Genomic DNA, 16,670 nt, shown 5'->3' on the forward strand with positions numbered 1-16,670 from the left:
GATCAATCACCTGAGGGAATCCCCGATGAGAAAAACTGTTCGTTTGTTTTTGTGCACATTGCTTTTCGCTGTCGTCGTGACGCGGGGTGTCTCTTCAAGACCCGCGTTTGCTGAAGAGATCGCAGGGCAATGGCACGCATTGTTCGACACTCCCGGCGGCACGCAGACCTACCACTTTGATTTTCAGAACCAGGACGGCGAAGTGACCGTCAAGGCGGTCGTCGAATCCGGGGATCAGAAACGTGACGTTGAGTTTGAGGAAGCGAAATTGGTCGGGGACACCGTGTCGTTCGTAGAACGGCGGAGTTTCGGCAATCGAGAGCTTCGCATCGAGTACACCGGCAAGCTCGGTGAGAAAGAGATCACGATGGTCCGCAAGATCGGCGACTTTGGCAGTCAAGAATCGCCGGCGACTCGTGATCTACCAAAACGAGAACCCGCTCCGACGACGCCTGTGGTCGAAGTGCACATTGATCGCTTGATCAAGGATGCCTTTCAAGATTCGTTTCGCATCGGCACCGCGGGTGATTTCCCTGCCCGCTACTCAGATCAGGAATTGCAAGTTGCGTCAGAGCACTTCAACGCCGTGACTCCAGAGAACTGTATGAAACCGGAGCGTGTCCATCCGCAAGAGAGTACGTGGCGATTTGAGCAGCCCGATGCTTTGGTCCAATGGGCTACCGAGAACAAAATGAGTGTCCACGGTCATACACTTGTGTGGCACGCCCAGACGGACGACTGGTTCTTTCGCGACGGCGATCGCGAAGTCGTGAAGCAGCGGATGAAAGATCACATCGACACACTGGTGGGACGGTACAAGGGAAAGATTCAGAGTTGGGATGTCGTCAACGAAGCGATCAATGATGGCGGGAACCAAGAAACGGGGCAGACCGAGAATCTACGCAACTCCAAATGGATGCAGGCCCTCGGTCCCGAGTTCCTGACACTGGCCTTCAAGTTCGCTCACGCAGCCGACCCCGACGCGATTCTGTATTACAACGACTACAACATCGAGTCCGGGCCGAAACACGAGAGTTCCATGGTGTTGCTGCGGCGGCTATTGAAAGACGGCGCGCCGATCCATGCGGTCGGGATTCAAGGGCACTGGCGTACCGGCAGCGTTCCCTATGAAGACATCGAAAAGGCGATCTTGGACTACTCGTCGCTGGGATTGAAGGTCAGCATCACGGAGCTTGATGTGACGATTCGAGGAGCCTCCGGCGGCCAATTCGGCGGCGGTTTTGGTCGAAGACAGCGTGGCAACAGTACGCCGCCGTCGGTTGCCGACTTGAACGCTCAAGCGGAAGCCTACGCAAAACTGTTCGCGATTTTTCGTAAGCATGAAGACGTCATCGAAAGGGTCACGTTCTGGGGATTGAACGACCGTCGCACGTGGCGTTTCGGGCAGCACCCCCTGGTGTTTGACGCCAACAATCACCCCAAGCCCGCGTATCCGGCGATCGTGAATGAAGCGTCGAGAGGCGAGTAGAAGTGAAAGTGGGGTGTTTGAAGTGGGCGTGATGAAACAACTCGTTCCAGCGTTTCCCCTAGTGCATCGTCCAGTCTTAGTACGTGGGTTCGATAAATGAGCCGTTTTGGCGTTAGCCACGGTTTTTGTGACACAAACGTGGCTAACGCCAAAACGGCTAACCCCAAAATCAAGACTGGACGATGCACTAGTCGTTTGAGGCGCAGGCTGCGCTAGATGCGGCGTAGCAGTCCGGATGGTAGTGCCACCTGTGCCTTCGGCTACGGGTCAAACGGGGTGTCGTCTCGCCCAATCTGGGTTTTGCGCGATCACCAGTTTCTCTACGACTCGGCCGTTGATCAGGTGTTCTTGGATGATCTCTTCAATGGCCTCAGGCGTGCAGCGTCCGTACCACGTTCCATCGGGAGTGACCGCCATGATGGGGCCTCCTTTGCAAATGCCGACGCAGCCCATTTTGATGCGGACGATTCCGCCACGTCCCTCCAGTCCGAGCGATTTGAGTCGCTTTTTGAGGTATTTCCAGGATTCCAGCATCTCTTTGCCGCTGGCACATTTGGCCGTTTTTCGGTCCATGCACATCAGCAACATTCGATCGGCGCGGTCCAGGCCGAGCTTTTCGCATTTTCGGGAAGCAGCATTCAGCTCGGAAGCACTCATGTGGCGGTCCGCAGGGAGGAAATTGGCAGGATTGAAGTTAGGGAAATCGCGGATTTCGCTGCCGTTATCAGCATTGACGACGCTCCCAAACCGGCTATTCTCTATTGAGAATGGTTTTCATCAAGCGTTTTTCTGGTAGATGCCGCGTGCAAAGTGAAACAATCCTGAATGTCTTTCCTGGGGCCAGCGACACAAATCGACTGGCACTCGTACAGACTGAGACCATCTGTGGCTTGCGTCATTTGGTGTTACGTCAAGAATCGTATTCGCCGGACGTGGGCTGGTTCACCCAGAGCTGTGTGGTGATCGAGCCCGAGCAGGTTGCAGCGTTGAAGATGACGTTGTCGCCGCAGCAGCTTGGGGCCAACGGCCAGGGGATGAAAGCCTCCGTTGCGAGGCCGTCACGCCCGCAAAGCTCGACGGCTCCGACAACACTGAGGCTGCACGAAGCCGTTTAAACAAGTGCCGCAGTGCTTGAGAGTGCGGCCCGCTAAGGAACGCCGTATCTCGCGAGATGACGGCATTCAAGCCGCATCCGTCCAACATGTCTAAGCGTATGACGCTACCAAACGCCGTGAGCCGCGACGCGTCAGCGGCCGGGCCTTTCACTCTGCCCGGTGCCATATCGGCGAGTTGATCTAGTCCTTGTTGGGGATTGAAAGACTATAGGATGGGCACTCTTGCCCGTCTGAGTATTGAATGTCGGCCAAGAGTGGCCAACCTACGACTAAATCAACAAGACGCTAGCCGCAGGCCTCATGGCGGTAGCTAATCCATTCGAGGCCCGTGGCTGGCGCCATCGGCTCACAGTGATCCCGTGGCTAGCGCCATCGGCTCATATTGATCCCGTGGCTAGCGCCATCGGCTCACAGTGATAACGTAACACGATTCAATCAGCAGTCTCGTTCATTGGTGGAGGTGGACAAGAATTGGCTGAAATCACAACGCCGAAACATCAAGTCAGCCCGGCCATCGCAGGCCTGAGGCGTATCAGGCGGTTTTTTCGGATGAAGCTGATCCGGCAGCTGTGGCTTCGCTGTTTCGCAGCAGTTTGGTGTATTCTTCCACACCTTCCTGCTCTTCGATCAAGATGTCTTCCAGGAAGACGGTCAGCGGACGATCTCCTTCGGCCATCTCAAGTGCTTTGGTGTACATCTCGACGGCTTTGGACTCGAACGCCAAGCTGAACTCGAGCACTTCCCTCAAGTTGCGTGATTGCTTGATTTCATTGCGAGTGGCGACGGGGACACCGCCCAGTGCGACGATCTTGTCACCGATCTTTTGAGCGTGGCCAAAAGACTCTTTCGCGTCGCCGATGAACTTCTCCGCGTAGACTTCACGCCAGATGCCTTCGCAAATGAAGCTGGCTTGCGAGTACTGGGCCACGCCGGTCCACTCGTGTTTCAGGATCTCGTTCAAGTGGTCAATCATTGCTTGGTTTGACATGGTTCTTCTCGTCTGTTGAGGGATCATTCTGCTGCTGTTCACAATATCGGAATGCCAAGCCCGGCAAAAGACCAGGAATCGCAGACGTTGTTTTTCTCAACAGAACGTTGCAATCCGACTTGACAGTGATTCTCCGAAGTAACTAACAGGGGACGTCAGCCTTGCTATCCAAGGGGGGGCGTCCAATGCTTGCAGGTGAATGAACATGAGTCCGCGGAAGTTTTTTCGATCACGCGAGGCGATTCAGCGAATCGTGCTGCGAGTATGCACGAGTGTTGGAATTTCGGTATTCCTGTTATTGTGTAGTCAAGCCAACGCGCAATTCGTTCCGTCAGTGTACGAGTCGACGACCGGTCCATTGCCAGAACAAGATTTCGTTTGGCCCAATATCGATCTCTCAGTGGATGAGTCGCCAACGGCGAGTGAGGAAGAGGTCGAGCAGGTTGCATTTGAACCTCCGTTTCCTTCTGCATCGTCCGTGGAAAAAACGGGCCAAACCAACTTCGCCCCGATCACAAGCTTCAACGCGTCGCCCTGTGACCTGCAGGCACGCCACTGCGATGCGTGTGACGTCTGTGGAGACTTCTTTCGGATTCGTCAATCGACGTACCAAGCTGGTGGTTGGTGGCAACAAGGCGTGACGTTGAATCCAGACGATCCACGCAATCGCCTCAATGCTCCGGTGTTGTTTAATGATCGGGCAAACGACTATCAGATGAACCAGCTCTATTTCTATGCGGGCAAGACTGCGAGCGTGGACGGTTCGCAGTGGGATTGGGGCGGTCGTATTGATCTCAACTACGGAACCGACAGTCGTTTTGTGACCGTTCCTGGTTTAGAGGAGCACGATGATCGCACGCCGCGATGGAACAGTGAAACGTCCGACTACGGGCTAGCGGTTCCTCAAGTCTACGTGGATTTGGGCACGCCGATTGGACCCTACGGCAGCACGATTCGCTTGGGTCATTTCTATGCATTGGGTGGATACGAGACATTTGCCGCACCAGAAAACTTCTTTTATTCGCACGCGTACACATACCTCTATGGCGAACCATTCACTCATTCAGGCGGCATGTGGTTTGGTAAGCTGACGCCGACACTTTCCGCGGCTGTAGCGGGGACAACCGGATGGGACTCCCTCTACACCGACTTGAGTGAATGGGGTGTTCGAGCGGGGCTGCTAAAGACATTCAACGCCGGCAAGACGACGATTGCATTGACCGGTCACGGAGGCGACGACTTCACAGGCATTCGCACGGCGGCGGGGACGTCGGCTGCACCGCGAGCATGGGCGTCGCTGGTGATGAAGCATTTTCTCAGCCCGAATCTCTATTACGTTTTGCAAGGAGACTACGGCTACCAGCAGGATGCCGTCGTCGTTCTGGACAACGGGAACAACACGGTCGGTTTTGGCGATGCCAATTGGTATGGAATCAATCAGTACCTCGTCTATCAATGGAACCAAAAATGGTCGGCGGGGATGAGAGTCGAGTGGTTCCGAGATGACGGAAACAGTCGTGTCGGTTTGCCGATCGAGTACGTCAATGGTGGTCCCGCATTCAACGGCAGCGACTATTTTTCATTGACCACCGGCATCAACTACAAACCACACCCCAGCGTATTGTTGCGAACAGAGCTTCGCTACGACAGTTCCGATGTCGAGAGTAATCCGGCTATCCCCGGCGGTGTCGCGGGCATTCACCCGTTCGACGACCGCAGTGACGACGATCAATTGACGATCGCGATGGATGCGATCTTGATGTTCTAAAGCCCACCCCGAGTCCACCGACCAGAACTTCGCCGGCCAATATCTGGCAGGTCGGTTCCCTCCCCAACTCTCTTAACGAATCGAATCCGACAGCGGATTCCACACAGGCAAGGAAGCCCATCCGATGGTACATCGCCACCGCCCCGCCAGTCGTTTGCATTCACGACATGCCAAGCGACGCATCATGTTGGAGCAATTGGAATGCCGCCAACTGCTCGCCGTCGATGGTTTTCAGATTGACCTCAGCGGTGGCGGGACTGTCGACCTGTTTGACACCGATGGCGGTGCGAGCATTCACGAGCTGTTTGTCAATGGAAGCCCAAACGGAGGAACTCTCGGCACGTCCAATGTTCCTGGGCAAAACAACGAGAACCCGGTTGCAGTTGCCGATTCGGTTGTCGTTAACGAAGACGGTCCGCTCATCAACATTCTGGTGGCCGATTTGTTGGCCAACGACAGTGACCCAGACAACAGTGGTCAGATGGCAATTGCCTCGATTGATGATTCATCGACGGTTGGTCAAGTCACTTTGGATGTAAATTCCGGCACGATTCTGTACGATCCGTCAGGGCTCTTTGAGTCACTCGGCGTCGGACAAAGCTCCGTCGATGTGTTCAGCTACACCCTGGACGATGGTGCCAACGGGCGAGGCAATGCGATGGTGACGGTTACCATCAACGGTGTGAACGATGCTCCGGCGATCACTGGCCCGGCCAGCACACGCGTTGACGAGGGTGGCACGGCAGCGGCATCAGGCACCTTTGCAGACATTGACGACGGTGATGCGATCATTTTGTCCGCCAGTGAGGGAAGCGTCGTTGGCGGCGATGACGGCGGTTGGTCTTGGTCGATGGATACGTTTGACGGACCAGACCAATCTCGCGACATAACGATCACCGCAACGGATGGTTCCAGCGAAACAGCATCATGGACGTTTCGTCTCAATATCGACAATGTTGCCCCCAGCATCGAACTGACGGGAGCCGAGACGGCGGTCGAGGGGGCCGGTTACGCGCTGACCCTCGGCACTGTGACGGATCCTGGACAAGAAACGATCACGAGCTACATCGTCGATTGGGGGGACGGAACGACTGAGTCGTTCTCCGATGCGGGCGTCAAAACGCATGTTTTCCCCGGCGGTCCGGCAACTCACGTGATCACTGTTTCCGTGGTGGATGAAGACGGAACCCACACGGCGGCGACAAAATCGGTTGTGGTGGAGAACGCTGCACCTCAGATCAACGTCGATCAAGCAACCGTGATGATCGATGAAGGATTCGTCGCAACGAATTCAGGAACCTTCCATGACGCGGGCACGGACGAGGTGACATTGTCAGCATCCGTCGGGTCGGTGATGAAGGAAAATGACGACGCTTGGTCGTGGACGCTGGCGACGCAGGACGGTCCTGTCGAAAGTCAAACGGTCACCATCACCGCAACGGATTCCGATGGTGCGCAGTTCACGGCGACGTTTGAGTTGTTCGTTTCCAATGTCGCTCCTGCCTTGACCGTCGATACAGCGTTGGTGACGGTCGACGAAGGATCGATTGCGACGAACTCTGGAACCTTTGCCGATGTTGATCAGGACGACGTGACATTGACGGCTTCGTTCGGAACTGTCGCACAAGACGTCAACGGTAGTTGGAGTTGGACGGCGGGAATCACTGATGGCCCTGATCAATCGCAAACCGTTACGATCACTGCGATCGACGAGGACGGCGGTCAGTCGACAGTGACTTTCGGACTCGTGGTCAACAATCTCGCGCCTGTCGCATCGGATCAAACCATTGACGTGATCGGCAATGTTCCCGTCACCCTGCCACTCGCTGTACTGCTCGAGGGAGCGACCGATGTGGGTATGGATGAACTGTCCGTTCTGACGCTTGATGATTCGGCAACGTCTGGATTGCTGTCTATCGACGAACAGAATCAGACATTTCGCTACGTTCCGGTGACCGGTTTCACAGGTAGCGATTCATTTGATTTCATCATTGTGGACAGCGACGGTGCGACGCATGCGGCCACCACATTGATCACGGTCAGCAACACGATCTGGTTTGTAGACAATTCAGCAGCATCGGGCGGAGATGGTTCGTTATCAGCGCCGTTCAATTCGCTGGCTCCCCTCAACGTTGACAACAACGTCGAGAACGGCGGTGATCCTGATCGGCCTAGCGATGTGATTTTTGTAGCGACCGGGATGGGCGTCTACGACACGTCGCACGGTGAGATCGAACACGATTCTGGTTTTCGCATGGAAGACAACCAGGTTCTGGTCGGCCAAGGAGCAAATGCGCTGACCTTGGAGTCATGGCTGGACGAGCAGCACGGTTGGATACTGCCCAATGGAAGCGATCCATTGCCTAGCCTGGGAGGGCTGTCCCCTCACATCACGAACACGACAGGAGACGTGATCACAATCGGCAACGGCAATCTGATCACGGGTGTGACGCTCGACCCGGTTGCAAGTGCTGGGATCGCTGGCGAAGGCGTTGATGGATTGGTGGTTGAGTTTGTGATCATCATCACCAGTGGTGGCACCAACGACAACGAAGGAATTCGGTTGACAACCGTCACCGGCACGCTCACCTTTTCCAGCCTTGATATCGGTAGCGAAACAGGCCAAACAAACGCCGGAACGGCCATTCAGATCGATGGCGGCACGGCAAATTTGAGCTTTAGCGACGTCGACATCGATCAACAAGGCGGCTCGTTGATCAGCATCATCAATACGTTTGCATCGACCCTGGAGTTTGACGAGAACAGCGAGTTGCGGCTCGGTGGTTCTACCGAAGCCGCGATCACGATCGCTGACAATGATGGTGGAACGGTCATCATCAACAACGTCAGCAACTCAGATCCCTCAGCGACCGTCGTTTTCAATATCGTCGGCAACGAAGGTCTGACGACGACGACCCCAGTCAACGATGCGCCGAGCTTCTCACTGGCAGCCGATGAGGTGAACGTGGATCTGCTCGACGGTACTGCAAGTTTCTCGGGGTTGTTCGCCAATCTGGTTCCGGGACCAGCCGATGAGGTAACGCAGGCCGTTGCGCTCTCGATCATCGGCAACGACCATGCAGAAATGTTTGCCGCTGCACCGGAGATTGATGCAAACGGGAATCTTGTTTTTACTCCACTTGCCGTGGGGTCGGCTACCTTGACGGTGATCGCGACCGACGATGGAGGAACCGCGAATGGGGGCGTGAATGTTTCGGAGAGCAAAACGATCACCATCCATGTCACGGAGGCGAATCGTCCGCCACAACTGGACGAAATCATTGATCCGGTCATTGATGAGTCTGTATTGCTGAGCTTTACTGCAACGGCAAGCGATCCGAATCGCGCAGATACACTGACATTTCAACTCACCGGTGATGTGCCTGTTGGCGCGTCCATCACGTCCGACGGTGAATTTGGATGGATGCCGACAGAGGAGCAAGGACCTGGAGACTATACGTTTAATATTGTTGTCTCCGACGGCGATCTCTCCGACTTGCAATCCATTACCGTCACGGTCCAGGAATCAAACTCCGCTCCGACGCTTGACGTGATCGCGCCGGCAGTGATCGATGAAGGCGACCTGTATACGTTCACCGCGTCGGCAAGCGACTCAGATTTGCCCGCAAATTTGCTGGCATTTTCACTGGCCGGTGAGGTGCCCGCAGGTGCGACTATGGATAGCGAAGGTCGTTTTCAATGGACGCCGACGGAGGCTCAAGGTCCGGGAGTGTTTCAGTTTGACATCGTGGTCAGCGATGGTGATCTGATTGATTCGCAAACCATTCAAATTCAAGTCAACGATGTTCCCAACGCGCCGGTGCTCGGTCCGCTACCCTCACAGACCACCAGCGAAGGCGTCGAGATTCGGTTCACCGCTGTGGCAACGGATTCAGATCTGCCGATCCAGATCCTCTCCTACAGTTTGGCTGGCGATGTCCCCACGGGTGCGGCGATCACTCCCGCTGGCGAATTCACCTGGACGCCTGACGAGACGCATGGATCGGGTCAGTTTATCTTTGATGTCGTGGTTTCCGACGGCAGCCTTTCCCACTCGCAGTCGGTCACGATCGACGTGACGGAGTCGAATGAAACGCCGTCGCTTGCTTCGATTGATGCACAAACGGTTGCCGAGCATTCGACGCTCAACTTTCAGGTCACTGCGACGGACGCTGATTTGCCGGCTCAAACGTTGACGTACAGCTTGGCAGGTACGGTCCCCACGGGTGCGGCGATCACTCCCACTGGCGAATTCACCTGGACGCCTGACGAGACGCATGGATCGGGTCAGTTTGTCTTTGATGTGGTGGTTTCCGACGGCAGCCTTACCCGCTCACAGTCGGTCACGATCGACGTGACGGAGTCGAATGAAACGCCGTCGCTTGCTTCGATTGATGCACAAACGGTTGCCGAGCATTCGACGCTCAACTTTCAGGTCACTGCGACGGACGCTGATTTGCCGGCTCAAACGTTGACGTACAGCTTGGCAGGTACGGTCCCCACGGGTGCGGCGATCACTCCCACTGGCGAATTCACCTGGACGCCTGACGAGACGCATGGATCGGGTCAGTTTGTCTTTGATGTGGTGGTTTCCGACGGCAGCCTTACCCGCTCACAGTCGGTCACGATCGACGTGACGGAGTCGAATGAAACGCCGGTTCTTGCTTCGATTGATGTACAAACGGTTGCCGAACATTCGACGCTCAGTTTTCAGGTCACTGCGACCGACACCGATTTGCCCGCTCAAGCGTTGACGTACAGCTTGGCTGGTGCGGTCCCCACAGGTGCGGCGATCACTCCCACAGGTGAGTTCACCTGGACACCTGACGAGACGCATGGCTCGGGTCAGTTCGTCTTTGATGTCGTGGTCTCCGACGGCAGCCTTACCCATTCGCGGTCGGTCACGATCGACGTGACGGAGTCCAACGGGGCGCCGGTCCTGGCTCCCATTGGCAATCAAGTGGTAGATGAAAACTCGCTGCTTAGTTTCAGCGTCAACGCGACTGACAGCGATTTGCCGGCTCAGACGCTCGTGTACAGCTTGGCTGGCAATGTTCCTGCGGGGGCGATGATCACGAACACGGGTGAGTTTTCTTGGACGCCCAATGAATCCCAGGGGCCGGGGATTTACAGTTTTGATTTGGTCGTCAGCGACGGCGTGTCTAGTGACAGCGAAACGATATCTGTGTTGGTGAACGACGTCGTATTGCCGACAATCGCTCAGGTCAGGCTTGAAATGAGTGAGATTCATGTCGGTGGCGAAACGTTCTATGCCAGTTGGCTTGAAGTCACTGAGCTGGGTGATTCAGTAACCCCCGCGACTCGAATCGACCTGATGCGGGCAGGAGACTCCTCGTTCGATCGCTTGTATACCGTAGGTGCGTATCATGAAGCCAGCTTTGACTATGGAACCATTGCCGACATGGTCTTGGCGCACGACGGCGAGCACCAAATAGGCATTGACTACGATGGCGATGGAGACCACGAAGCGCTGTTTACGATCGACGTTGACTTGTCAGCATTGGATGCGGCATCGTTCCCCGAACCACCGAACATCACCAGTCCCTCGGGGACGATTGAAACGACGACTCCGACACTCGTTTGGGACGCGATTGCTGGTGCTGAGACGTTGTATGTTTCGGTCGTTCAGAACAATGATAACTTTGACGAAGTTTGGTATACCGAGCCAGAACTGCATGGCGCCTCGACCAGTGTGACATCCGGCTTGCTGCCGACGGACACCGATCTGATCGCTTCCGTGCAAGCAAATTTCCGACGTGATGATCTGGCATCGATATCCAGTGACGACGGTGCGGTCTCGCTGGCATTCTACGTCAACGCAGTTTCGGGGAATCCCTTCACGATTAGCGAATCCAATCCGAGTGGTGCAGGCAGGATCATTGACGGGTTCGACGGAAACTCTGGTGGCGTTCCGAGCGGATGGAGCGTACCTGTTGGCGAACCGAGTGGTGTTGTGGAACAAAACTCTGCGGTCAACTTTTCAACCGACAGCCTGCTTGCATTGACCCCCAATCAAACGGTCGATTTGCAGAACCAGGAGACGACTTTCGTTGCACACTTTGACAGTCTGACCGGACAATCGGGCGTCGCTCTCGGTTTCTACACCAGTTTTGATGATACCGGGGAAGACGCAGGAATCGAGGTGTTCTATCAAGCCGCCAACAACTTGTTTGACATCGACATCTGGGACGCAGGCGGGACTGCACCTGACTACGATCTCAATCTCAACGTGCCTGATTCGTACGGCGGTGGAGCCTTTGACATCACATTGACCGTCAGCCCGGCCGGGTACCAAATCGAATTGGTTGGCGACGTGAACTTTGACTCCGGGCTGTTGTCGTACCCCGAGGGGCACGGCTTGACGCAGATGGGCAACGCTTCGCATCCGGGAATCATCATCAACATGGAATCCGGCACGGCGACCGCATCGCTCACGGGCGTGGAAATCACGAGCCATGAGGTCAGTGATACACCATTCGCGGAATTTGAGATCGCTCTGGAGCAAGCGATTTTTCCCGATGGCAGCACAGCAGCATTTGGATACCTGGATATCACGCTGACGCAAGATGATCGCTGGAGCAGCGAGATGGAAATCCATATCCAGAGGCCGGGTGGGGCTTTCGAACAGCAGCCCACGGGATGGAACTCCGTTGGACTTGATCTGGAAATGAGCGACGGACAGACGCTGGATGACTTCATCGCATCCATTGCGGGCCAGTACGTCGTGGGCGTCGACTACGATGGTGCCACGGATGGCAATAGTGACTTTGACGAACAGTTTACGGTCATCCTCGATCTTGCGGGCATTGATGAGGAATCCTTTCCAGCGATCCCCACGATCGTTTCGCCCGCCAGTGGAGCGATCCTGCCCGCAGGTAACCGAATGGTCACCCTCGATTGGGAACCTGTGGCTGAAATCGATTTCTACCATGTCGGTGTTTCGGGTGGTGTATCGACGGACGTTCCAGCAGAGGAAACACAGCAGACGTTCGAGTTCTTGCCCAGCGGTCAGAGCCTCCTAGGATTCGTCGGTGGCTCCAAGAATCACTCCAGAACGTCGCTCGCTCCCGGGGATCCAACCGTCGATCACGTTTTCCGAATGAGTACGTATCGCGGAGTTGATCTCAGCATCGAAAGCGAACTGACTGGCATATCTCAAGGCGGTGCGATCGGGACACACGCCGGTGGCAGTACGACGCTTGGCGGATTGGACTATGAATTTGTGGGCGTACATCACGATGCATTGCTGTTTGCTGACTATCTCAGGCCTGGCGGATGGGAGGATGTTGCAGAGATCATCGGCGGCGATGACCGCTTGCAGCAATTCCTCGCCACTGCGCAATGGACAGGAGAAATCTATCAGGTCTGGGATATTGCGTTGATCGACGACACTGAAACGGATGTCGATTTCGTACACGGCGATTTGAAACTCCGCTACGACACCACGCTGTTCGATCAAGGATGGTCGACATTGACCGCGGAGCAAATCGAAGCTGGGACCTATGCCTATCAATTCGATGAAGCCTCGGGAACATGGCAGGCACTACGACTACTTGAACGCGACATGTTCGGTGACACCATCACGGTTCGGATGCAGTCCGCCGGGCCGATCATCTTAGGTTATCACTGGGACGGGCCTGACGTTGATCCCGACGATGTAGAGGCGTTGTCCATGATCGATTTTGAAGTGTACTATGCCACACTCGACGGTGAAACGATCTACGGAGCAAATCTCGATATTCGGACCGAGGATGAACGCGCGATCGAGGCGACCACGATCAAGTTCAAGGGGCCCTTGGATGCCAGCTACCAAATCATCTCTGGAGGTTGGGGCTGGGAGACAACTCAATACGATCCCGCCGATGGACAATCTCTCGCAGAGTTTCTCGATTCGCTCAGCGGTCAATACGAGTTGCAGTACGATTTCGGAGGCGATGGCGAGTTCGAAGAATCATTGTTGTTTGAGCTCCGTGTCGATGGACTGGATTTCAGTGATTTTACGATCGCACCCACCGTCACCTCTCCAGGGGATGGTTCCACTCTCGTATCAGCCAATCGCACACCAACAGTGACTTGGGAAGAGGTGCCCGAAGCGGATTTCATGATCGTTGACTTCCAGGCCGTGGAACCGGACGGGATCCCTGTTGAGCCAACCATCTTTGAGGCAGAGATCGACGCATCGACAACCAGTATTACCAGTGATCGATTGCCAACCGGCGTCGATTTCTTTGTGCCCGTGGGAGCTGCGAAGTTGTATGACGACGTAGCGATTCAACTCGGCGGGACAGATGTGATTGACGTGTCTTTCGTGCTGGCGCACTTCACACCACTGAGTTTCAGCATTGAAAGAGCCGAGAGCGAGGTCCCCGCCGGAAATTCATCGGGCACGTTTGGTGGCGGCAGTTCCTCTGTCGGAGGCGTTGATTTCTCACTCCAAGGTGTCGCTGACGCGGCGCGTTTCCGAGCAGAGTATCAACCCATCGGTCCGAATCAGGAAATCATGGAGATGGTTTACGGAAGCCGAGTGGCGGTTGAAGATTCTTATGATGTGTTCTATCCCGGCGGACACTACCAAGAGGGCTGGCGGATTGATTTGGTCGATGCAAATGGCGATGACGTCGTCGCTAGCGGAATGACTCTCACACTACAATATGATCCGTCGTTGATGTGGAGCCACACAGCCGAAACCAACCTGCAGCCATTCCAATACGATGAATCAACCGGCTCATGGATCAAACCAACCGTGATTTCGCATGACACGACCGCCCATACGTTCACCGTTCAAACCCATCTGATCGCGCCGATCGTCTTGGCAATCGAACACATTCTCGCTCCGGCTGTCACGGTAAGTTTGGCGAAAACCACGAACGTTGCTTGGTCGAATGAACTGAAATTCATCACGCATCGCGATTCTGACGAGGTGTTCTCGCCCAGAGTTGGCCTGGAGACCGGCGAAGTACACAAAACGAGTAACGGCTCGGCATCACAGCACATCGACACGGCCGACGCTCTGTTACTAGAGACGTCTTATGGGAGTGAAGGTGAGTCCCCCGGCAGTGCACTCTGGGAAATGGACGACGAGCTGCTGGAATTGCTCGCCAACAATCAATAAAACGCGTCGGGATCGGCGTCGCTGGGCATTCGCCAGTCACCTCGCGGAGAAAGACTCACCGAGCCTACTTTGGGCCCATCGGGGACACAGTTGCGTTTGAACTGATTGGCAAAGAATCGCTTGAGAAATGTGTCCAGTGTTTCGGCAATCTCGTCGGCTGAAAATGGCTTGTTGAACTGAGCGTGTGATGCCAAGTACAGGATCTTGTCGCGGGAAAACCCGTTGCGGATGAAGTGGAACAGAAAGAAATCATGCAGCTCGTATGCTCCGATCGAGGACTCCGTGTTCTGGCGAATGGTACCGTCGGCCGCTGGTGGCAACAGTTCCGGTGAGATCGGTGTGTCGGCCACGCGATGCAAGACTTGTCGCAGGTCGCCGTCGAAGTGATGGTCCGCCGAGTAGCGAACGAGGAACCGGACCAGGGTCTTGGGGATGGACGTGTTGACGTTGTACATCGACATGTGATCGGCATTGTAGGTGCACCACCCCAACGCTTGTTCGCTCATGTCACCCGTGCCCAAGACGAAACCGCGGCTCATCAGCAGCATCGTTCGAATGCGTGCTTGGACGTTTTCGAAGGTGAGGTCCGATGCGTCGTCCGGCAGTGCCAGCAGTTGTTCATGCAGTGATTGCGATGTCGTCGATTCATCGATCGCGATCCCGAGCGGCGAATGCCCGAGTGCACGAAAGGAATCCAGGCACAGATCGCGGATGTCAATGCACTCGCCCGTGATCCCGGTCAGCTCGATCAACCGATCTGCACTCGTGCGTGTGTGTTGCGTGGTTCCGAAACCCGGCATCGTGATCCCGCAGATCGTTTTGCGGTCGCGTCCCGTTGCGTCACAGGCTCTCAGCGCGATCAACAATGCCAGCGTACTATCAAGTCCGCCGGAGATTCCGATTGAAAGTGTCAGATTGGCGGGCAGGCGCGACAAACGTTTGATCAATCCAGCGGTCTGAATCGCCAGGATCTCGCCGCATCGGTGTTCCAACTCATCGGACTCGTCGGGGACAAACGGATGAGCATCGACACGGCGGAACAGTTTCTCTTTCATTGGTCGCGGTGTCGATCCTGCGTGCAATTCGATATCACGGTACTCATCGATATCCATCGCACCATCATCGAATGAACCGACAACGCGTCGGTCGTGCATCAACCGTTGCAAATCGATATCGCAAGTCACTGACGTTTCGGCGCAATATGCTGGCTCCAACGCGTCGCCCACGCGACGGGATTCACTCAGCAGGTTGCCGTTTTCGGCGATCAAGCAGTGGCCGCCGAAGACCAAGTCGGAGGTGGACTCGCCGGGACCTGCGCTGCTGTACGCATACGCGGCGATGCAACGTCCAGATTGACTGCGCACCAGATCGCGACGCCAACTTGCTTTGCCGATCGTCTCGTTGCTGGCCGACAGATTCAGCAGCACGTTCGCGCCGGCCAGTGCCGCACGCGAACTGGGAGGGATCGGCGTCCAAAGATCTTCGCAGATTTCGACGGCGATCTTCGCCGCACCAGTGTTGAACAACAGGTCCGTTCCAAAGGGGACTTCGAAACCGTCGATGGTGAGCGTCTCGGGATCGATCTCGCTCGCCGCGCGAAAATAGCGGCCTTCGTAGAACTCGCGATACGTTGGCAAGAAAGTCTTGGGCACGATGCCAGCGATTTCACCCAGACAAATCACGGCAGCGACATTCATCATTGAGCCGCCCACCGAGCATGGCAAACCAACCACGACGATTTTTTCGTGCGTCTCGCTGTGCCGTTTGATTTGGATCAATGCCGCTAGGGCTGCATCGATCAATGAATCGGTTGCGAACAGGTCGCCACAGGTGTATCCCGTCAGCCCCAGTTCAGGAAACAGCAGCAGGTCCGAGTCCGATTGTTCGATCGCTGCGATCGTACGCTCGGCATTGACCATCGGATTGGCAACCGCCAGATGTGGTGCGGCTGCGGTGATTCGAAGAATTCCGTGTGGATACACGATATTGGCTGTCTGGAGAGGAGTTTCGTATTCGGGCGTGTCAAAGGCGGTGGGGTTGCCACGGCACAATGCCTGCACTGCACAATGCCTGCACTGCACAATGCCTGCATGGCACAATGCCTGCACTGCACAATGGATGTCAGTCGGCTAGTATAGCCATCGACACCTCGCCGCGATTGGGGCGTATGTCGATTT

At 55.6% G+C, this 16,670-nt stretch carries 7 protein-coding genes; 4 read left to right on the plus strand and 3 right to left on the minus strand.

The genetic code is table 11. From position 1 onward, the window contains the following. Positions 1 to 25 precede the first annotated feature (25 nt). Entirely contained in the window at positions 26 to 1,489 is a 1,464-nt protein-coding gene (locus tag Pla52nx_RS12450; protein ID WP_146518522.1) for an endo-1,4-beta-xylanase, read from the plus strand. A 267-nt stretch (positions 1,490 to 1,756) separates the two neighbouring features. Here the strand turns inward: Pla52nx_RS12450 and Pla52nx_RS12455 are convergent, their stop codons facing one another. Then, positions 1,757 to 2,146: a (2Fe-2S) ferredoxin domain-containing protein gene (locus Pla52nx_RS12455; protein ID WP_146518521.1), complete on the minus strand. Its 390-nt coding sequence runs from the start codon at positions 2,144 to 2,146 to the stop codon at positions 1,757 to 1,759. 146 nt (positions 2,147 to 2,292) lie between these two features. Between Pla52nx_RS12455 and Pla52nx_RS12460 the strand changes: the two genes are divergently transcribed. Then, positions 2,293 to 2,604 (plus strand): hypothetical protein, encoded by a 312-nt coding sequence (locus tag Pla52nx_RS12460; RefSeq protein WP_146518520.1) that lies wholly within the window; start codon positions 2,293 to 2,295, stop codon positions 2,602 to 2,604. A gap of 532 nt (positions 2,605 to 3,136) precedes the next feature. Here Pla52nx_RS12460 and Pla52nx_RS12465 read toward each other — a convergent pair. Beyond that, positions 3,137 to 3,592: a ferritin-like domain-containing protein gene (locus Pla52nx_RS12465; RefSeq protein ID WP_146518519.1), complete on the minus strand. Its 456-nt coding sequence runs from the start codon at positions 3,590 to 3,592 to the stop codon at positions 3,137 to 3,139. Between the two features lie 205 nt (positions 3,593 to 3,797). On the opposite strand from Pla52nx_RS12465, the gene Pla52nx_RS12470 reads away from it, so the two are divergent. Next, complete coding sequence (locus Pla52nx_RS12470) at positions 3,798 to 5,360, plus strand: outer membrane beta-barrel protein (RefSeq protein WP_197454297.1); 1,563 nt, start codon at positions 3,798 to 3,800, stop codon at positions 5,358 to 5,360. 124 nt (positions 5,361 to 5,484) lie between these two features. Continuing rightward, on the plus strand, positions 5,485 to 14,493 hold the full coding sequence (locus tag Pla52nx_RS12475) for an Ig-like domain-containing protein (protein ID WP_342190393.1): 9,009 nt from the start codon (positions 5,485 to 5,487) through the stop codon (positions 14,491 to 14,493). Here the strand turns inward: Pla52nx_RS12475 and Pla52nx_RS12480 are convergent. Further along, a complete protein-coding gene (locus tag Pla52nx_RS12480; protein ID WP_146518698.1) occupies positions 14,487 to 16,475 on the minus strand; it encodes an NAD(+) synthase in 1,989 nt (662 codons plus the stop codon). The two genes, Pla52nx_RS12475 and Pla52nx_RS12480, sit on opposite strands and share 7 nt — an antisense overlap. Positions 16,476 to 16,670: the final 195 nt, after the last annotated feature.

Source organism: Stieleria varia (genome assembly GCF_038443385.1).
Lineage (GTDB): Bacteria > Planctomycetota > Planctomycetia > Pirellulales > Pirellulaceae > Stieleria > Stieleria varia.